This is a genomic window from Microvirga brassicacearum, from assembly GCF_008757455.1.
Classification (GTDB): Bacteria; Pseudomonadota; Alphaproteobacteria; order Rhizobiales; family Beijerinckiaceae; genus Microvirga; species Microvirga brassicacearum.
Map to the genome: position 1 here is coordinate 35,253 of NZ_VCMV01000033.1, position 19,933 is coordinate 55,185.

A 19,933-nucleotide genomic window follows, 5' to 3' on the forward strand; every position below is an offset into this window, starting at 1 on the left:
AGTTTCGGCTAGCGCCAACAAGCGGGCCGCTTCGACGTAATTTCCAGCCCCAACAGCCTTTGCCGCCAATGGAAAAACGTCCGTCTTGTTGCTCCCGCCGCGGTTTTATCGACAAGCCCTTCCGGCGGGAGAGCGGGTTGCGCCACCGCAACGGCGCTCAATGCCATGGATGAACCGGCAAGGAACGCCCAGATCGGAATAACGAGCGTCGCAGGTGAGCGACCTAAAGTCGATCGGATCATAAACGTCTCCCGCTCCGGGTTGTCCGGTCAGTCGGTTTCGTCCATGGGCAAAGAAGCTCGGCCCTATCGGCATTAAGGTCAAGCTTTCCTATCGACCCCGGACCCGGACGAGGTGGACATCCGTCTGAGCTGTCCCTGTGCGGCGCATTTCTACCTTTGGCGTTCCGACACCAAGGAACCTCGTACACTTCCCTGGTCAGGGCGATGAGACGTAATCGTCGTCCTTGAATCCGCTGCATTCGCGTTAACAATCAAATGTGGAATGTCGTTTTTGTTACCGTTTAAGCATAGGAAACGGATGATGAACTCCGGTCGTCCCGACCTGGATCCGGCGATGGGACGAGATCGAGTTTATTACAAATGGGCCTTGTCCGTCGTCGGCTCCGCCCTTCTCGCGCTGGGTGCCATGGCCATCGCCAGCCTGTTCGTCGGTGCCGCGCCGTCGGTCCGGTTCATCGGTGCCATGATGACCTTGGGCGCGGTGGCCCAGCTCCTGCACGCCATACTGGTGGTCGGCTGGAGCGGTTTCTACGCTTGGCTCCTCAGCGGTGGCTTGTACGGCATCGCTGGACTTGTCGTGATTTACAATCCCTCTCTCGCCAGCATGACGGCCGCCCTTGCGGTCGTATTCGCACTTTGTGTCTCCGCGATCCTGCGTATGTGGACCGGCGTTCGGCTTCGGCCTCAGGCGGGGTGGCGGTGGTTAGCCCTGTCCGGCGGCTTCACGATCGCGGTGGGCGTCGTGGTCGCCCTGGGTTGGCCCGTGGATCATGTTGGGCTGCTCGCCACGCTGCTCGCGGCGGATCTCGTCGCCCAAGGTTTCTCGGCAGTGGCGTTCGGGTTCTCGCTCAAGCCGGGTCGGTGAGATAGCGATCCGGCGGCCCCCAATGCCGAAGATCCAGGCCGACCGCGGAACGGAATGGGCCAACGAACCCCTGGTCATCGCTGAACGTTTCACGACACTGGCCACATGTTCGCGGGCACCGGCAGGAGGTTCCCATGACCAAGAAACCCCATTTTACCAAGAATACGCAGTTCAACACCTGGTACTGGATCGCGGCGATCTTCGGCATCCTGGTCATCCAGTACCTCTTCGGAACTGCGGTGCAGATCGCCACCATCCCCTACAGCGAGTTCCAGGGACTCCTCCAGGGCGGCAAGGTCGCCGAGATCGGGATCTCCGACAACTTCATCCAAGGAAAGCTGAAGGAGCCGCTGGCGAGTGGGCAGACGTTGTTCTCCACCACCCGCGTCGAACCGGATTTTGCCAAGGAACTCCAACAATACGGCGTCACATATACGGGGCGGATCGAAAGCACCTTCCTCCGGGACGTCCTGTCCTGGGTCCTGCCAATCCTGGTCTTCTTTGGGATCTGGGCCTTCGTTATGCGACGGATGGCGGCGCAGGGTGGTCTCGGCGGGGGCTTGATGCAAATCGGCAAGAGCAAAGCCAAGGTCTATGTCGAATCCGATACCGGCGTCCACTTCGACGACGTGGCCGGTGTCGATGAGGCGAAAGACGAGTTGCGCGAGGTCGTCGACTTCCTGAAGAATCCGGAGCAGTACGGCCGCCTCGGCGGGCGCATGCCCAAGGGCATCCTGCTCGTCGGGCCACCCGGCACAGGCAAGACGCTGCTCGCCAAGGCCGTGGCGGGTGAGGCCAAGGTGCCGTTCTACTCCATCTCCGGCTCCGAGTTCGTCGAGATGTTCGTCGGCGTCGGTGCCGCACGGGTGCGCGACCTGTTCAAGCAGGCCAGCGAGAAAGCGCCGGCCATCATCTTCATCGATGAGCTCGATGCCCTGGGCCGCGCCCGCGGCATAGGCGGCTTGGCCGGAGGCCATGATGAGAAGGAGCAAACCCTCAACCAGCTCCTCGTCGAGCTCGACGGCTTCGACTCCCGCTCGGGTCTGGCCCTGCTCGCGGCCACGAACCGACCCGAGATCCTCGATCCGGCCCTGCTGCGCGCCGGACGCTTCGATCGGCAGGTGCTCGTGGACCGGCCCGACAAGAAGGGCCGGATCGAGATCCTGAAGGTGCATGCCCACAAGATCAAGCTGGCCCCCGATGCAGACGCGGAGAAGGTTGCGGCGCTCACGCCCGGCTTCACCGGCGCGGATCTGGCTAACCTCGTCAACGAGGCGGCGCTGCTCGCTACCCGTCGCGGGGCCGACGCGGTCACGATGGCGGACTTCAACAACGCCATCGAGCGCATCGTGGCCGGCCTGGAGAAGCGCAACCGGCTTCTGAATCCGAAGGAGCGCGAGGTCGTGGCCTACCACGAAATGGGGCACGCGCTCGTCGCGCTGGCGCTGCCCGGGATCGATCCGGTGCACAAGGTCTCGATCATTCCTCGCGGCATCGGCTCCCTGGGCTACACGATCCAGCGCCCGACCGAGGACCGCTTCCTGATGACCCGCGAGGAGTTGGAGAACAAGATGGCCGTGCTGCTCGGCGGGCGCGCCGCGGAGCAGATCGTTTTTAGCCATCTCTCCACCGGAGCCGCGAACGATCTCGCGCAGGTGACCGACATCGCCCGTTCCATGGTGACCCGCTACGGCATGTCGGAGAAACTCGGGAACGTCGCGCTGGAAAAGGATGAACGCTCGTTCCTGACCCCGAACCCGCTCGGCAACGGCGCACGGGAGCGGTCATACTCGGACGAAACCGCGACGGCCATCGACGATGAGGTCCGTGACATCGTGCAAAGGGCAATGGACCGAGCGATCGAGTTGCTGACCGATCGTCGCGACTTGCTCGAGAAGACGGCCCGGCGGCTGCTGGAGAAGGAGACGCTGGACGAGGCGGAACTGCTGCAACTGGTTTCGACCGGCGGACCCGAACCGGCGGACCGGACCCTTGTCCAACTTGAGCAGGGCCGCAGGACCGTTCAGGCTCCCGCTCCGCACGGCAGGAGCGCGACGGGACCCGCGCGTAACGAACCACCGTAGTCACTCGCCCGGCGACTGCGGTGGACGTGATTTCCGATTGATCGAATCCGGCAGGAGGAATTGATGGGTCAGTTCATGGCGGTGATCTTTTCCGATCCGGCACAGGCCTCCGAGGGAGCGCGGGCTTTGAGCGCCATGCATGCCGATGGCGGCATCGCGCCGTCGGGCATGGCCGTCGTGGTCAAGGAGCCGTCAGGCCGGTGGGTGGTCAAGGAGAAGACGGCCGGCGGTGCCCTCGCCACCGTGGTGGCCGCGTTGATCGGCGGGTTCGCTGGCGCGGCCGGCGGCCCAGTCGGCGCGGCGATCGGGGCCGCCGGGGGAGCGCTCGTCGGAGGCGGAGCTGACCTCATCCACGTTAAGGCCGCCACGGCTTTCGTTGACCAGGTCTCGCGCCAGTTGACCGCCGGCCAGGCGGTGCTCGTGACGGAAATCACCGAGGACGGAACCCTCGCGTTCACCGAGCGAATGCAGGCTATGGACGGTATCGTCGTTCATGACGGAGGCTAACGTGGTCAGGCGCATCCTCCTCATCGCCGTGGTCGGCTTGGGTCTCGCCGCGGGCGCGTACTTCTTCGTGTCCCGTTTACCCGGAGAGCGGGGTGCTTCTCAAACCGCAGGTCCCGCCCAGCCTCCGCCCGAGGTCGGGATCGTCGTGGTCCAGCCCGCGGAAGTGCCGTATCCCGAGGAATTCGCCGGCCGCATCGCCGGCTTCCGGGATGTCGAGGTGCGCCCGCAGGTCGGAGGCCTTCTGCTCAAGCGGGAATACGAGGAAGGGGCGCGGGTGACGCAGAACCAGGTTCTGTTCCGGATCGATCCGGCCCCTTACCAAGTCGACCTGGACAGGGCGCAAGCGCGGTTGCAGCAGGCGCAGGCGACACTCCGGCAGGCCGAGCAGGCATTCAACCGCACCGAGGAGCTCTTCCGCCGCGGCGTCTCGACCGACGTGCAGCTCGATGAGGACCGTTCCCGGCGCGATCAAACCCGCGCCAGCGTTAGCCTTGCCGAAGCGGAGGTGGAGGGGGCCCGGCTCAATCTCGGATACACGACGGTGACGGCGCCCGCCACCGGCGTCACGGCGCTGCTCTCACCCCCGATCGGGACCCTCATCCTGACGCAGCAGACGCTCCTCACCATCATCAGCCAGCTCGATCCGGCCTATGTGAATTTCTCCTTCACCGACGAGCAGGTCCAAGCCTTCCGGGCACGCAACCAGCGGCGGGAAAGGCCGATTACCGAGAACGATCTGACGGTCGAGCTGCTCTATGCGCAGGAAGCGGTTTATCCGCAGCGCGGCAAGATCGACACCGCCGCCCAGCGAGTCGATCCGCAGACCGGGACGGTTCAGGCGCGGGCCATCTTCCCGAACCCGGACGGTGTCCTCTTGCCGGGCCAGTTCGTCCGGGTGCGGATCCTCGGCATCACGCTTCCGAACGCCATCGTAATCCCGCGCGAGGCGGTGAGCCAAGGACCCCAAGGACCCTGGGTCTACGCCCTCGGTGAGAACAATGTCGCCCAGGTCCGGCCGATCCGCCTTGGCCCCGAGGTGGCGGCGGGATGGGTGGTGCGGGATGGATTGAATGGCGGCGAGCAGGTGGTTGCCGACGGCGTGATCCGCGTCCGCCCGGGACAGCCGGTGAGGCCGACGCTTCTCTCCGCCGGACCCAAGCCCGTACAGGGATCAAAACCACCCGGCTGACCGCCGCAGGAGAGGGACCCAGCGATGTTCTCGAGGTTCTTCATCGATCGGCCGATCTTCGCGATGGTTCTTTCCATCGTAATCCTCCTCGCAGGACTGCTCGCCATGCGGGCCCTGCCGGTCGCGCAGTATCCGGAGATCGTGCCGCCGCAGGTCGTGGTCTCGGCCACCTATCCGGGCGCGAGTGCCCAGACTATTGCCGAGACCGTCGCGGCCCCCTTGGAGCAGCAGATCAACGGGGTCGAGGACATGATCTACATGCAGTCGACCTCGACCGCCGCCGGGACCCTAAACCTGTCCGTCTTCTTTCAGACCGGCACCGATGCCGACCAGGCCAACATCAACGTCAACAACCGGGTCCAGCGCGCGACGGCCGTCCTGCCCGAAGAGGTGCGGCGGCAGGGCGTCACGGTCGCCAAGCGGTCCTCCTCGATCCTGCAAATCGTGGCCATGTCGTCGCCGGATCGACGCTACGACACGATCTACATCTCCAACTACGCGCTGGTGAACGTCATCGACGAGCTGCGGCGCGTCCCTGGGGTCGGCGACGCCGCCCTCTTCGGCGCCTCGGACTACTCGATGCGCATCTGGCTCAAGCCCGACAAGGTGGGGGAGATCGGGCTGACCCCGAGCGACATCGCCGCCGCCATCCGCGAGCAGAACGCCCAGTTCGCGGCCGGGCGGTTCGCGGAGGAGCCGATGCCGGGCGAGCAGGCCTTCACCTACTCGGCGACCACCAAGGGTCGCCTCGCCGATCCCCGCGAGTTCGAGGAGATCATCCTGCGTTCGGATGAAAACGGCGCATCCTTGCGCCTCAAGGATGTCGCCCGCGTCGAGCTCGGCTCCCTGAACTACTCGACCATTGCCACCCTCAACGGCGCGCCGACGGTGCCCATCGGCATCTATCTTCAGCCCGACGCCAATGCGCTGGACGTCTCGACGGCCGTCAACGCCACCATGGAGCGGCTCGCACAGCGCTTTCCGGACGGGATCCGCTACGATGTGCCGTTCACCACCACGCGCTTCATCGAGGCGTCGATCGAGGCGGTGATCACGACCTTCATCGAAGCCATCGCCCTCGTGGTGGTGGTCGTCTTCGTGTTCCTGCAAAACTGGCGGGCGACCTTCATTCCCGTCCTGGCCGTGCCGGTTTCGATCATTGGCGCCTTCGCGGGCATGTACCTGCTCGGCTTCTCGATCAACCTGCTCACGCTCTTCGGCCTGATCCTTGCCATCGGTATCGTCGTGGACGACGCCATCATCGTCCTGGAGAACGTCGAACGCATCATGACGACGGAGGGCAAGCCTCCCCGTGAGGCGGCGATCCAGGCCATGCACGAGGTGAGCGGGCCTTTGGTTGCCATCGTGCTGGTACTATGCGCGGTGTTCATCCCGGTGTCGTTCCTCGGGGGCCTAGCCGGCGAACTGTACCGGCAGTTTGCCACCACGATTGCCGTTTCGGTGGTGGTCTCCGGCATCGTCGCGCTCACCCTCACGCCGGCCCTTTGCGCGCTTCTGCTCAAGCAGGGACATGCCGAACCCTGGCTGCCGTTCCGCCTGTTCAACCGGGGCTTCGATTGGCTCACGCAACGCTTTATCGGCGGCACCGCCTTCTTCCTGCGTCATGCGGTGGTCGCGCTGGCCGTGGTTGCGCTGATGCTCGGCGTCACCTGGTGGCTGTTCCAGCGGGTGCCCGGCGCGCTCGTGCCGGCCGAGGATCAAGGCTCGGTCTTCCTGGTGACGATGCTGCCGCCGGCCGCTTCCCTGGACCGGACAACCGAAATCACGGCGCAGGTCACGGATGGCGCGATGCGGAACCCGGCGGTCGAGACCGTGGTCACGATAGCAGGCTTCGACCTCCTCTCCGGCGCGCAGAAGACCAATGCTGGGGTGTCGTTCGTCTCCCTCACGGACTGGTCGGAGCGCACGGATCCGCGGCTTGACGCGCGTAACCTGGCCCCGGCCTTCGCGGCGCTCAACGCCGACTTCCGCGACGGGATCGTGATCGGCTTCAACCCGCCACCGATCATCGGCCTGAGCACCACGGGCGGCTTCGAGTTCTACCTCCAGGACCGCTCCGGCGGCAGCCTGGAGAACCTTGCCCAGGCAGCCCAGAAGGTGATCCAGGCGGCTGGCCGGCGGTCTGAACTGGCAGGCGTTTCCACCACCTTCAACACGGGCACGCCGCAGTACAGCCTCGAGGTCGACCACGAGAAGGCGAAGGCGCTCGGCGTGCCGATCTCGAGCATCTTCGACGCCATGCAGAGCACGTTCGGCAGCCTCTACGTCAACGATTTCACCCTGTTCGGACGCACCTATCGGGTGAGCCTGTCGTCCGAACCCGAGTTCCGGCGGTCGCCCGACGACCTGCAACACGTGTCCGTGCGCTCCGCCAACAACGCGATGGTTCCCCTCAGTGTCCTCGTATCCGCCACCCGCACCGTCGGAGCGGATGTGGTCGATCGGTTCAACGTCTTCCCGGCCGCCAAAATCCAGGGCAACCCGGCTCCCGGCTTCTCGTCGGGGCAGGCCATTGCGGCCATGGAACAGGTGGTGGCGCAGACTTTGTCCTCGGACTACTCCATCGGATGGACGGGCTCGGCCTATCAGGAGCTGCAATCGGCCGGAACCGGCGCCCAGGGCTTCGTGTTCGGCCTCGTCATCGTCTTCCTTATCCTGGCCGCGCAGTACGAGCGCTGGTCGCTCCCGCTGGCGGTGATCGCGGCCGTGCCGTTCGCCGTGTTCGGCGCCATTCTGGCCATCTGGCTACGCGGGATCGAGAACGACATCTACTTCCAGGTCGGGATCGTCACCCTTATCGGGCTTGCGGCCAAGAACGCGATCCTGATCGTCGAGGTGGCGGCCGAGCGCCACCGGGCGGGAATACCCGTCGTCGATGCCGCCCTGGAGGCGGCACGGTTGCGTTTCCGCCCCATCGTCATGACGTCGCTGGCCTTCATTCTGGGGGTCGTGCCGCTGGCCGTCGCGACCGGCGCCAGCTCGGCCAGCCGCCATTCGATCGGCACCGGCGTGATCGGCGGCATGCTGGCGGCGACCTTCGTGGCCGTCCTGTTCGTGCCGCTGTTCTTCCGGTTGGTGACGCGCGCAAGAAAACAGCCGGAAAGGGTCGCTCCGGCTCCTGCCCGCACACCCGCCGGAGAGTAGCAGGTATTTTTGGCCGGGACTCCCGGGCGTGGCAGCCCCAGTGTGACAGGGCAGCCTGGAACCTGAATCGTCAGAAAACGGTTGTGCGTCTAACGTCGGTTCGCAGGTGGAGACGCTCCGATGCGACAGCGTGGCCGTTTGCACGGGCAGGCATTGTGTGTAGCGGCGTTCTCCCTGCTCTCTACCATCCCCGGACCGGTGATCGCCCAATCCGATGGCCGCTGGAAAAGCGGTGAGGAGGTCTATGTAAAGGTCTGTGGCCGATGCCACGAGTCCGGCGTAGGCCGTGTGATCAAGGGACGAGCCTTCCCGCCACAGGCCTACGGAGCTTTTGTCCGCCACGGCCACTTGGCCATGCCCTCGTTCCGCTCCTCCGAAATCGATGATCGAGCACTCCAAGCCCTGGGCGAATTTCTCGCAAGGGCCCCAATAAGTACGCAGGTCGATGGCGATGCGGAACGCGGGTTCGCACTCGTTGCCAGTGGTGCCTATGGTTGCGCGGCCTGCCACGCCATTCCCGACATCCGCTTCCCGAAAGGCAATGTCGGCCCGCCGCTCATCGGCATGGCCGGGCGAAGCCTGATCGCCGGGCAATTGCCAAACAGGCCGGACGTCCTCGCGGCCTTCCTCCGAAACCCGCCGGCGCTTGCGCCTCAGACCGGGATGCCGAACGTCGGGCTCAGCCTCGAGCAGGCGCGGGACATCGCGGCCTATCTCTACACGCTGGAGGCACCGAATGGGCCGTGACCCGCGATGGCTTCTCCCCTTGATCGCGCTCTCGCTCGGAGGCTGCGGCGGGCCGCAATCGGCGCTTGATCCCGCCGGCCCCTCCGCAGCGTCGCTTCACCGGCTCGGGATCATCATGTATGTCGGGGCGGCCCTCGTCACGCTGCTGGTGACGGTGCTCATGCTCGTGCCGATCCTGCGCCCACGTGAGCGGCCGGTGAACCGACGCCTGTTTCTCTGGGGTGGTGGCGTCGCGCTGCCGCTGCTGACGCTGACAGCGCTGGTTCCTTACGTCATGACCGTCGGTCACGAGACCCGCGCGGCCACGACGTCGAACCAGGTCTCGGTCGATGTCACCGGCTATGTCTACTGGTGGGACGTGGCCTATCGTCGGCCGGATGGATCCAGAGGAGCCGCTTCGGCAAACGAGCTCCACATTCCGGTGGGCGAGCCGATCGAACTGTTCCTCCATGCCAATGATGTCATCCACAGCCTCTGGGTGCCGAGCCTTGCCGGCAAAACCGACATGATCCCGGGCCGCGTCAACCGCATGGTGATCCAGGCCGACCGGCCGGGCATCTACCGCGGCCAGTGCGCCGAGTATTGCGGGCTCCAACACACGCTCATGGCGTTCGACGTGATTGCCTTGCCGAGGGCGGAGTTCGACACTTGGCTGGCCGGGGCGGCGCAACCCGCCCGGGAACCCGCGACGCCCGAGCTGCGTCAGGGCCGGGACCTGTTCGTCCGCCTCGGCTGCGGCGTCTGCCATGCCGTGCGTGGCGTGTCCGAGGCTCGGCTCGGGCCGGACCTGACCCAGGTCGGCTCCCGCCGCACACTCGGGGCCGGTACCCTGCCGGGCGGTGTTGGCAACATCGCCGGCTGGACCGCCAGCGCCCAGCACCTCAAGCCGGGCAACGCCATGCCGTCCTACGACCAGTTGGAGGGCCCACAACTGCGGGCGCTCGCCGCCTACCTGGAGTCGCTCCAATGACGCTCACGCGCGACGCCTATGGGAAGGAAACGCTTCCCTTGGGCAGCGCGCGGGTGCTCCATCCGCAATCGTCCGGCCCGGATGGTCTGGAACGCCTAGCGGTGGCTTGGGCGCTGCCGCGAAGGTTCGCCTTCGTCACCGAAGTCAACAACACCCATATCGGCGTTCTCTATATCGCAACCGGCTTCCTGTTCTTCCTCGGTGCCGGCGTGCTCGCGCTGCTCATGCGGATCCAGCTCGCCTATCCCGGTCTCGCCTTCCTGGACGCCGACACCTACAACCAGTTCTTTACGATGCACGGCACCGTGATGATGTTCCTGTTCGCGGTGCCCATCGTCGAGGCCTTCGCGGTCCTTCTGCTGCCGAGCCTGCTCGGCACGCGCGACATGCCGTTCCCGCGGCTCTCGGCCCTCGGCTACTGGGCCTACGCGATTGGCGGAACGCTCGTCTTCTCGAGCCTGTTCTTTGGGATCGCGCCGGACGGCGGCTGGTTCATGTATCCGCCGCTCACCGGTCCGAAGTTCTCGCCCGGGATCAACACGGATGTCTGGGTGCTCGGCCTCGGCTTCGTCGAGATCTCCGCCGTGGCAGCGGCGGTCGAGCTCATCGTGGGCATTCTCAAGACCCGCGCGCCGGGCATGACCCTCGGCCGGATGCCGATCTTCGCCTGGTACATGCTGGTCACCGCCGGGATGATCATGATCGGCATGCCCGCGGTGATCGCGGCCGACATCCTGCTCGAACTGGAGCGGGCCTTCGGCATGCCGTTCTATGACGCCACCAAAGGCGGGGACCCACTGCTGTGGCAGCACCTGTTCTGGCTGTTCGGCCACCCGGAGGTCTACATCATCTTCCTGCCGGCAGCCGGCATGGTCTCGATGATGCTGCCGAGCTTTGCCCGCGCGAAGCTGGTTGGCTACAATTGGCTGGCCCTGGCGGCGATCTCGGTCGGCTTCCTGAGCTTCGGGCTGTGGGTGCACCACATGTTCACGACCGGCCTGCCGCTCCTGTCGCTGGCCTTCTTCTCGGCGGCGAGTTCCGCCATCGCGATCCCGATGGGCATTCAGGTCTTCGCCTGGATCGCGACGCTGTGGGATGGCAAGCCGGTGCTGCGCGTACCGCTGCTGTTCATCCTCGGCTTCCTGTTCATCTTCACCATCGGCGGTCTGACCGGTGTGATGGTGGCGTCCGTGCCCTACGACTGGCAGGTGCACGACACCTATTTCGTGGTGGCGCATTTCCACTACGTCCTCATCGGCGGCATGGTGTTTCCGCTCTTCGCCGCGTTCTACTATTGGACACCGCTGATCACCGGCAGGATGCTGTCCGAGCGGCTTGGGCGGTGGGCGTTCTGGCTAATGTTCGTCGGGTTCAACGCCGCGTTCCTCCCGATGCATATCACGGGCCTGCGCGGCATGCCGCGGCGCATCTACACCTATTCCGGCGAGCTGGGGTGGAACTGGCTGAACGTGATCTCGTCGGCGTTCTCCTTCGTCTTTGCCGCGGGCGTGCTGATCTTTGTCGTCGACATCATCCGGCATCGTCGGGTGGGACGGAAGGCCGGCTACAACCCATGGCAGGCGCCGTCGCTCGAATGGCTCTCGAACCAGGTCGGACATGGCTTCCGCAGCATCATGCCGATCCGCTCCCGCTATCCCGTCTGGGAGCAGCCGGGGCTGAAGGAGGATGAGGTCGCGGGCCGCGGCTTCCTTCCCGACGCACCGACGCGGGAACGGGAGGCGCTGGTCACCGGACCGATCACCGGCGAGCCGGAGCAGATCATCCGCCTGCCGGGGCCAGGCTGGACCGCCTTCCTGGCCGCCACCGCAACGGCGGCTGGTCTTGCGGCGGGAACACTCGGGCTCACGACCATTGCCATGATCGCAGGCGCCGTGGCCGCCGTGGCCTATCTCTACTGGCTCTGGTCGACGGATCGGGCCCTGCCTCGCCAACTGGCGGATGCCGGCCGGGGCGTGGCCCTGCCGCTCTACAGCAACGACAGCCAGAGCGTCGGTTGGTGGGGGATGGTCGTGCTCCTGATCTCGGACGCGGCGGTCGTCGCCTCGTTTGCCTTTGCCTATCTCTTCCTCTGGACGGCACGGCCCGCTATTTGGCCGCCCGCGGGATTGCAGCTCCCGGGCTTCCTCGAGCCCGCTCTGATCTCGGCCGCGGTCGCCGTCGCCTGGGTCCTCTTCGAGGTCGCCGATCGGTTGAACCAGCGCGACCGGAGGCTCGCTACGAGCTTCTGCTTCATCGTGTCCGTGGTGCTCGCCGGCGGCGCCATCGTGATCGGCTGGTCCTGGCTTCATGGGCTCGGCATCGAAGCGACGCGGCACAGCTATGGCGCGGCGGTGTGGACACTGCTTGGGACCATGGCCCTGCACCTCGCCATCGGCGCCGGTATGGCGCTGTGGTGTCTCCTGCGACTTGGTCTCGGCATGATCGACTCCTGGCGCTGTCTGACGCTGCGGATCTGCCTGCTGTGGTGGCGTTTCACCGCGCCGGTGACAGCGCTCGTCCTCCTGATGATCGCGGGGTTCCCTCATGTCGTCTCTTGAGCTTGATAACGAGATCGAGCCGCGCTCCGAGATGGGGACGCTCCATCGGCTGCTGGATCCGGCCTTCGGGTTCTTCGTCTGGGCGGCTCACTTCCTGGTCGTTTACATCATGACGGCCGTCGCCTGCGTGCTGGGGCTCGGCGCGGCAGGCGAGGGAGTCCGGACGACCTTCCTGACCGTGCTGTTGGCGCTGACCGTCGCGGCCGCCGCCATCGTCCTGTTGCATGCCGTCTGGCGCTATCGGCAACACCGCGATCTCCCGGAGCAGCGCTTCCGGATGGTGGTCACCATCGGCAACGACGGGATCGCCACCGTCGGCATCGTGTGGCAGCTTTTTCCCATCCTGCTGGTGCCGGTATGCGCTTAAGCCTGCTCCTTATCGGCCTATCGGCCGGGGCGGGGCCCGTCTTGGCGCACGGACCCGATCCCGTGCCGCCCGATGTCGTCTGGCGTGCCTGGACCTTCGACCCGCTGGTGCTGGGTCTGCTGCTCGTTGCAAGCTGGGGCTACGGGCGCGGCGTACGCCGCCTCTGGGCGCGGGCGGGTCGGTGGCGTGGCATCGGGCGCCGGCACAGGGCCGCGTTCGGGCTGGGTTTCGTGGTTGTCGTCATCGCGCTCATCTCGCCGCTCGATCGGCTCGGCGGAACGCTTCTGTCGGCGCATATGATGCAGCATGGCCTGCTGGTCACCGCCGCGCCAGCGCTCCTTCTTCTTGGCAAGCCGGGCGTTGCCTTCGCCTGGGCGCTTCCGGCCGGCTGGAGCCGGAGAGGACTTGCGGCCACGACGTGGCGGCCCCTCGCTAAGGCGGGACGGTGGCTGTCGCGTCCGTTCCCGGCGGCGACGTTGCAGGGGCTGACGCTGTGGATCTGGCACGCGCCCGCGCTGTTCGATGCGGCCGTGGAGCGGGAGTGGCTTCATACGCTTGAGCATGCTTCGTTCTTCGGCACCGCGCTCCTGCTCTGGCGGGCCATTCTCGATGCCCGCTCGAGCGCCCGCGCCGGAGCCGCCCTTGCGGCAGCCTTCGCGACGCTGATGCATGGCGGGCTGCTCGGCGCCCTCATCACGATGGGACCCCGTCCGCTCTACCAAGCCTATCTCGGCCGCACGGATCTGTGGGGACTGTCAGCCCTCGACGACCAGCAACTCGCCGGGCTTCTCATGTGGGTGCCTATGGGCGCGGTTTATTTTGGTGCCTGCCTTTGGCTCGCCAGTCGGCTTGTCTTACCCGTCGACACGTTCCGGCCGATTGGGCCACTCGACGGCCCTCCCGGGCTGCGTGACCTGAGGTGACGTCAAAAACGGCCCTGGAGAGGGGCTGGGAGCGTTGTAGGTATACACGGCGCCTGCCGCTGAACATCGCCGCAAACAGGAGCAATCCATGCCAAACTCTCCATCCGAGCCATCGCAGGGCCCCGACTGGCACAAGCTCATCGAGTTTGCGCGGGACCTGCCGACGCGGCTTGCCGCGGCCTACACGCAGGAGCGCAAGCAGCCCCACAACCTCTGTGCGGATCAGCACGACGAAGCCATCGGACGAATGATCGACCTTCTCGTCGGGATGTGGACGGACTTAGCCGCCGCCTATCCGGCGGGACATTTCGGCGGGAAGGATCCGGAAGTTTTTTTCAGGGAATACCTCGCCGGCAGGCTGAGATGGCGGACCGTGCTCGTGTGGGAGAACTTCGAGGACCCGATCGAGGAGCTGGAGGTCAGGCGCGCGGTCCTGTCCGACGCGGAGGACGCTGTCGCGGACATCGTCGCGGCCATTTTCCGCCGGAACGACAAGGTCATGCCGGGGCTATGGGCGCAGTGGTGGCAGAAGGCGAGGGCGGTCCGCCATGAAACATGACCGTCAGCGGTCTTCCAGGGCCGAGATCTCTTCGACAAGAGACGCAGATTGATCCCACCGATCCCTGATCAGGGCAGGCGAACGAACTCGACCCAGTTCGTGTTCCTGCCTATGGGATATTCCTTGAGCATGGTGAGACTTCCGCTCGACAGGTCGATCGAATAGCTTCTCATGCTGTTGGAGAGCTGGCCGACCGCCAGGAGGTATCGGCCGGACGGATCGATGCCGAAGGCGCGCGGCTGCTGCGCCGTTGAATAAGAGTCGATCGGTGTTAGCGTGCCGTTCTCTGGGTCGACGCGAAAGGCTGCCAGCGTGCTCGTGGTCCGCTCGGACGCGTAGAGGAACCTTCCGTCCGGCGTGACGTGAATGTCGGCCGCCCAAGGCTTGCCTGACTCCCGGCGCGCCGTCCAAGACCTGACTGACCCGGCACGGGTTGGTTGCCCCAGCCTAGTTGTCGTCGTTGTCGCCAGCGCCGCCCGTGCTTGCCGTACTCGCCGGGCTGGGCAGCGCGCGGTCGCGCGGGACGTCTTCGCCGGCCCAGATGCGCCTTTGCGTCCAAGGGGCGGGCGGGGCGATCCAGAACGGATCGTCAGCCGGCAATCCGAGATGCACCAGACCGGTCAGGCACACGTAAAGCGAACCGGTGGCGTTGTAGGAATCACGCAGGCCGGGCTGTGAACCAACCGCACCTAGATTGAGCCAACCGGCCTTGTCGAAGGTACCCGGTGCCTCGACCATGCGCAGGATCACGTTCGTCATCGCCGCGCGCACGGCACCCGGATCAAGATCATCCGGAAGTTGCTTCGACAGTACCGTATAGCCCAAGTGGTAGAAGGCTGCGAAGCGGTAGGCCGAGGAGCGCCCCATCACCGGGAAGGTGGCTTCGGGCGAGATCAGCCGCTCGAGCACCTGCGCGTAGCGGCGGCCGCGATCCTCGGTCAGCGGCAGAACCCGGGCAAGGTCATGGTTCTTGGACTGTGCGACGCGCAGCATCTGCAACAGCATGGGATGGATGACGTAGCTGTTGTAGTAGTCCCAATGGAAATTGGGACCATCGCCGTAGACTCCATCGCCCAGATACCAGTCATCCACGAACTTCGCGACCGCGGTCTCGATGGGCGCGAGATTGGCACCCCCGTCGAACTGCCAAAGCGCGGCTTCGACCATGGCGGGGAAGAGGTACCAGTTGTTGTCGTGTTTCAGCGCGATGCCGCGCGAGCTGCGCAATGCGTTGAGGACGTTGTCCTTCTGGCCGGCGTCGAGAAAATCCCAGAGCTGGTGAGGCGCGGCGAGAAGGGCCGACGCGAGATAGGCCGATTCCACCAGAGGCTGGTCCGGCACGGTGCCGAAATTCAGGAAATCGGGAGAGGTCGGATCGGTGGCATTGATCAGCGATTTCCGTGCAAGATCGATAAAGCGGGCCCGTCGCAGGCCTTCCGGAGTGTCGTCGGGACCTAACGCGAGCCACGGCGCAATTCCGGCCAGCGTGCGGGCGAAGGCTTCATAATGGGTCCAGGCTGAGCGGTGCTCCTCCCAGTCGTGGATCGGCAGGCGTTTCTTCAATTCCCCTTTGCTCATGGCATCGAGCACCGGTTCGGCAATTTTCGTGAGCACGTCAACGCTGTAGGCCCGGTCGAACAGCGGCGCGTTGAACCGCAAACCTCGTCTTGTCAGGTCGGGGATTCCGACGAGCAACTCGGCTTGCTCGAGCACCTTCATCGGTTCGATCTTCGCAGCGTCCCCGAGTGCCCGCAAAATCTCCGATCCGGCCATCAGGACGGCGCCCGTGCCGTAGGCGACGCGGGTGTCGGGCCCGAAGCCTTCCGGCTCCGCACCGATCGGCTGCACCCCGCCGACCGCGCCATCGCGCCGGATCTGCGTCAGCAGCCCATGCCATCCCCGCTCCACGGCCGGCCAGTACGTGGCCCGGTCAAGAAGGCCGTGGCGGACCCCCGCGGCCAATCCGTACACGAACAGGGCGCTCCCGCTGGTCTCGCCGAACGGAATCTGCTTCGGATCCGCGAGGTTGGGATACCAGAGTCCGTCAGGCTGTTGGGCTGCAAGCACGGCTGGGGCCATGTCCTTGAAGAGGGTGACGTAGGCCTCGCGTGTCCGATAGTCGGCCGGCATCGGTTCGAGCAGCAGCGGCAGGCCGGCGAAAACCCAGCCGTTGCCCCGGCTCCAGAAGATCTTCTTGCCGTTTGCCGTACGCTGCTCGATGAAACGATCATCGCGGTAGAACAGCTTCTCCTGCGGATCGTAGAGAGTATCGAGCACGGGCTTGAACTCGCGATCGACGAACCTCAGGTAACGCTCCTCCCCGGTGGCTTGCGCAAGAAGCGCAATGGCCGGTGGCGCCATGTAGAGGGCATCGATCCAGGTCCAGCGGTCGGTGCTGCTGACGCCGGGAGTCTGCGGATCCTGGCTAAACAGGAAATTCTCGGTGATAGGATTCGCCAGGATTTCGTCGACCCGCCTCTTGAAGGGCTCGAGCCGCTCGATTCGCCTTGGATCCATCAGGTAGATGCGCAGCCATGGGTGCCCCGCTGAGAGATCGTCGGCATGGTAGGTGTTGGGTCCAGGCCGCCAACCTTCCCGCGTGCCTGCGCGAACGACGGCGGCGAGATATTTCGCATCGCCCGTCACAAGACTGACGTCGATCAGGCCGTCCAGGAAAGGGGCGACGGCCCAGTGGAGCGTCCCGTATTCGACCGGGTGAGCCAGTTGCCAGTCGCCCACCCGCTTGATGGTGGCCCTGACCTGTCCTGCATCAAGGGCGCCTCCGCTTGGAGCAGCGGCCGCAGCGCTGAGCGAGCCGAGAACAGGCAGCGCCAACGCAATTGCCAGAAGCATCGCGTATCCCTTCGCTCTCATCTTCATCATCTCCTGGCAACGGCGCTATTAGAAGGTCATTGGTGGGGGGCCGTCTCTACGGAACCCGTCGCAGCTTCCGAAGGCTTGACCACGAGGTTCGAAACGATTGCGTCCCCCCGCTCCGGAACGAAATCGAGCTTGAGATGCCCGTCGGAAACTATCGTCGTGAAGGTTCTGCTGACGACGGTGCGATAGGCTCCCGCAGCTTGCAGGACATCGAGATTGTCGATCTGGGTCACGCCGTTGGCCACCACGTCGAAGAGACGCTGTCTGACTTCGGTCGTGCGATCAGGCTCAAGGAAGCCGAGGGTGACCGTGTAGGGTCCGTCTTCCAGCGGAATGTAATAGCTGAAGGCGCCGGAGCGGTAATTCTTGAACAGGGCCGGATTGTCGCTTCCGCGCACCGGGGTGGTATCCTCCGGCACGTCGCCGTTCTTCGGGACGAGCCAGCCCCCCTCACCGCCGATGAAGAAGTTGTCCGAGCCGAAGAGTTCGCCCGACGCCGACCTGAACCCGGCTGCTATCTGCCCCGCGGCGATGTTGACGCCGGTCGCGTCGAGCGACCATTCGACCGTATCTCTCACCGTTGCGCCCCCGCGGTGGCCGACGGCCGCGACCTTGTTGACGCCCGGGCGAAGCGTGACGCTCCGGAACACGCACGCCTTCAGCAGGCATTGTTCCTGCCGCAATGTGCCGGCCGCCATGTCATTGACCGACAGCTCGACCGAATCGGCATTGCTGTAGACCTTGACGTCGGTGACCGGATAGGCGCGGTTCGTATGGCGCCGACTCGTGATGTAGGTGACAGGCTCGCCGCTCCAGTTGGCCTTGTAGAAGAAGAACGGGTCCTTCCTAACCTTGCGGTCGAAGCTCACCAGACCCTTGGTATTGACACCTTTGGCATCGCCTTCATTGCGTAGATCGCTGCCGAAATCGAACATGTTCCAGACGTGGGTCGCCCAGAGGTAGTTCCGGCTCAGGATCAGCGCGTAGTTCTGCTCGTGCACGTAGCCGGCATATTCCTCCGGCTGGTAGACGACGGGCACCATTCCGGGATTGTTGGTCTCGACCGGACCCCCGCGGATGTTGTCGGTGTGATGGGTGACCGCCGCCCCGGCGCCGTACTCGCTGATGCCGATGGGCTGACCCGGAAACCGTTTCCGCAAGGCGTCGAGAATGGTCGCAAGGCGCGGAACGGGCCCCCCGTACCAAAGCTGGTACTTGTTGAGGGACCACACGTCGGTAATCCCGCCAAGATCGATGTAGGAACCGTTGACCGGAGGCGTGTCCTTCGAGGTGAAGTCGGCATAAGCCGTGAGCCGGCGCGGATCCTCTTGCTTGGCCAGCGCATGGAGTTCCTCGAACACCGCGGTGAGGTTGTCGTGCCAGGGTTCGGTGCATTCCCTGTGCATGTAGGTCGTCTCGTTGCCCAGAGACCACACGGCCACGGCAGCATGGTTGTACTGCTGGCGGATCATCTCGCGCAGTTGTTGCCTGGCACTGGCACGGAAAGCGGCGGAAGCGTCGCGACGCGGGCACACCGATCGGCCGGATGACGCAGACGAGATGTTGACTTCCGTGGTGACGCCAATGCCGACGGGGAGTTCGGACCAGGCGACCAATCCCATCCTGTTGAGGCTTTCAAGCGTGTGGCGATCGAACGGGTAGTGGCCGAGCCGAACCGTATTGGCGCCGATCTCCTTCACCAGCGCCAGCGACGCGTCGATGTCGCGGGGAGACTGCGCCCAGCCCTTGCCGTAGGTCTCCTGGTGCAAGGCGACACCGCGCAGGGGCACGTGCTTGCCATTCAGGAAGAACCCGTGGTTGGGGTCGATGTGAATCTCGCGGATGCCGAAATCCTGGACGACCCGATCAATGACTTGACCGTCCGCCCTCAACAGGTCGGCGACGAGCTTGTATTGGTAAGGATCCTCGACGCCTTGCCACAAGCGGGGTTGCCTCAGCCGCAGATCCTGGGTCACGGCGGGATCGGAGCCTGCCCTCAGCGATACGGTTTGCTGCGTGCTGTCGGCAACGCGCCCGTCCGCCTCGAGCATGGAGGCGCGGACGATGTAATCGCCGTCCTCCTTGGAGGCGCTCTTCAGCTTGGCCCGTACATTGATGGTTGCGCTACTGCCGGAAACGGAATTCGTAGTGGCATAGACGCCGGGCCCACCCAGATCGGCGAGATCGAAGTGAACCGGGTCGAGGGTGGAAACGAGGGAAACGTGGCGGTACAGACCGCCGTACATGATGTAATCGCCCGCCAGCGGCGGAATGGCCGTGACATCGTCGTCCGAGGTCGGTTTGCCGTTGTCGACCTTGACGAGCAGAACGTTTCGGCCAACGGGCGCCAGGACGTTCGTGACGTCGAACCGAAACAGCGTGAACCCGCCCTGATGTCGACCGAGCTTGTACCCGTTCAACCAGACATCGGCGACGAGGCTTGCCGCGCCGAATTCAAGCCAATGGCGTGCGCCCGCCGCCGGGGTGTCGAATTCGAGCCGGTACCACCCGAGGCCGCGCTTGTAGGATTGACTCGCGCTCATGCTCGCGGCGTCAGCATTCCATGTGTGGGGCAGGTTCACGGCTTCCCAATTGGCGGCTGTCGAATCCTTTGCCGCATCGTCGGAAAGCTGATCGTCCTGGATGAACTTCCAGCCTTGCTGAAGACCGGTTGTTATTCGCAGCTCGGTCGCGCTCACGCTTACGTTGGGATTTGATGTTTGGGTATCCTGAGCTATCGCCGCCGAGCTGATAGCCGCAAGCACCAACGCCTGGATCCAAATGCGCTTCATGGGATTTCTCCAGCCGACGTAATGGAACTGCCGTAGGAGGAGACTCTACCAAGATGGCCCTGACCCGCTTGTGCACTCAACGGAC

The 19,933-nt window shown here is 65.0% G+C and carries 13 protein-coding genes and 1 pseudogene; 11 read left to right on the plus strand and 3 right to left on the minus strand.

All coding sequences use genetic code 11. The annotated features are described in order from the left end of the window. Positions 1–576: 576 nt before the first annotated feature. From FEZ63_RS17985 to FEZ63_RS18035, 11 genes are all read left to right on the plus strand, one after another. A complete protein-coding gene (locus FEZ63_RS17985; protein ID WP_162419775.1) occupies positions 577–1,107 on the plus strand; it encodes an HdeD family acid-resistance protein in 531 nt (176 codons plus the stop codon). A 134-nt stretch (positions 1,108–1,241) separates the two neighbouring features. Further along, positions 1,242–3,191 carry an ATP-dependent zinc metalloprotease FtsH gene (ftsH, locus tag FEZ63_RS17990; protein ID WP_150947043.1) on the plus strand — a complete coding sequence of 650 codons (1,950 nt, stop codon included), beginning with the start codon at positions 1,242–1,244 and terminating at the stop codon, positions 3,189–3,191. A 63-nt stretch (positions 3,192–3,254) separates the two neighbouring features. Continuing rightward, the gene (locus FEZ63_RS17995) at positions 3,255–3,698 is read left to right on the plus strand and encodes a hypothetical protein (protein ID WP_150947046.1); all 444 of its coding nucleotides are present in this window, start codon (positions 3,255–3,257) and stop codon (positions 3,696–3,698) included. Between the two features lies 1 nt (position 3,699). Next, positions 3,700–4,887: an efflux RND transporter periplasmic adaptor subunit gene (locus FEZ63_RS18000; protein ID WP_150947048.1), complete on the plus strand. Its 1,188-nt coding sequence runs from the start codon at positions 3,700–3,702 to the stop codon at positions 4,885–4,887. 24 nt (positions 4,888–4,911) lie between these two features. Further along, complete coding sequence (locus tag FEZ63_RS18005; protein ID WP_150947050.1) at positions 4,912–8,052, plus strand: efflux RND transporter permease subunit; 3,141 nt, start codon at positions 4,912–4,914, stop codon at positions 8,050–8,052. A gap of 120 nt (positions 8,053–8,172) precedes the next feature. Further along, the gene (locus FEZ63_RS25215) at positions 8,173–8,799 is read left to right on the plus strand and encodes a c-type cytochrome (protein ID WP_150947052.1); all 627 of its coding nucleotides are present in this window, start codon (positions 8,173–8,175) and stop codon (positions 8,797–8,799) included. Continuing rightward, the gene (coxB, locus tag FEZ63_RS18015) at positions 8,789–9,769 is read left to right on the plus strand and encodes a cytochrome c oxidase subunit II (protein ID WP_150947054.1); all 981 of its coding nucleotides are present in this window, start codon (positions 8,789–8,791) and stop codon (positions 9,767–9,769) included. The genes FEZ63_RS25215 and coxB overlap by 11 nt, the downstream gene beginning before the upstream one ends. Further along, positions 9,766–12,327: a cytochrome c oxidase subunit I gene (gene ctaD, locus FEZ63_RS18020; RefSeq protein ID WP_150947056.1), complete on the plus strand. Its 2,562-nt coding sequence runs from the start codon at positions 9,766–9,768 to the stop codon at positions 12,325–12,327. Before coxB ends, ctaD begins: the two co-directional genes overlap by 4 nt. Continuing rightward, positions 12,314–12,694, plus strand: a complete 381-nt coding sequence (locus tag FEZ63_RS18025; RefSeq protein WP_150947058.1) for a hypothetical protein — start codon at positions 12,314–12,316, stop codon at positions 12,692–12,694. Before ctaD ends, FEZ63_RS18025 begins: the two co-directional genes overlap by 14 nt. Before the next feature lie 41 nt (positions 12,695–12,735). Next, on the plus strand, positions 12,736–13,617 hold the full coding sequence (locus FEZ63_RS18030) for a cytochrome c oxidase assembly protein (protein WP_162419776.1): 882 nt from the start codon (positions 12,736–12,738) through the stop codon (positions 13,615–13,617). A gap of 88 nt (positions 13,618–13,705) precedes the next feature. After that, positions 13,706–14,176 (plus strand): hypothetical protein, encoded by a 471-nt coding sequence (locus tag FEZ63_RS18035; protein ID WP_150947062.1) that lies wholly within the window; start codon positions 13,706–13,708, stop codon positions 14,174–14,176. 68 nt (positions 14,177–14,244) lie between these two features. On the opposite strand, the pseudogene FEZ63_RS25755 reads toward FEZ63_RS18035, so the two are convergent. The 3 genes and pseudogenes from FEZ63_RS25755 to FEZ63_RS18050 form a co-directional block, all read right to left on the minus strand. Continuing rightward, positions 14,245–14,568, minus strand: a pseudogene (locus tag FEZ63_RS25755) (lactonase family protein); the annotation flags it as partial. A 55-nt stretch (positions 14,569–14,623) separates the two neighbouring features. Further along, complete coding sequence (locus tag FEZ63_RS18045) at positions 14,624–17,050, minus strand: DUF2264 domain-containing protein (protein WP_162419777.1); 2,427 nt, start codon at positions 17,048–17,050, stop codon at positions 14,624–14,626. A gap of 35 nt (positions 17,051–17,085) precedes the next feature. Next, positions 17,086–19,848, minus strand: a complete 2,763-nt coding sequence (locus FEZ63_RS18050; RefSeq protein ID WP_150947066.1) for a glycoside hydrolase family 2 TIM barrel-domain containing protein — start codon at positions 19,846–19,848, stop codon at positions 17,086–17,088. Positions 19,849–19,933 lie beyond the last annotated feature (85 nt).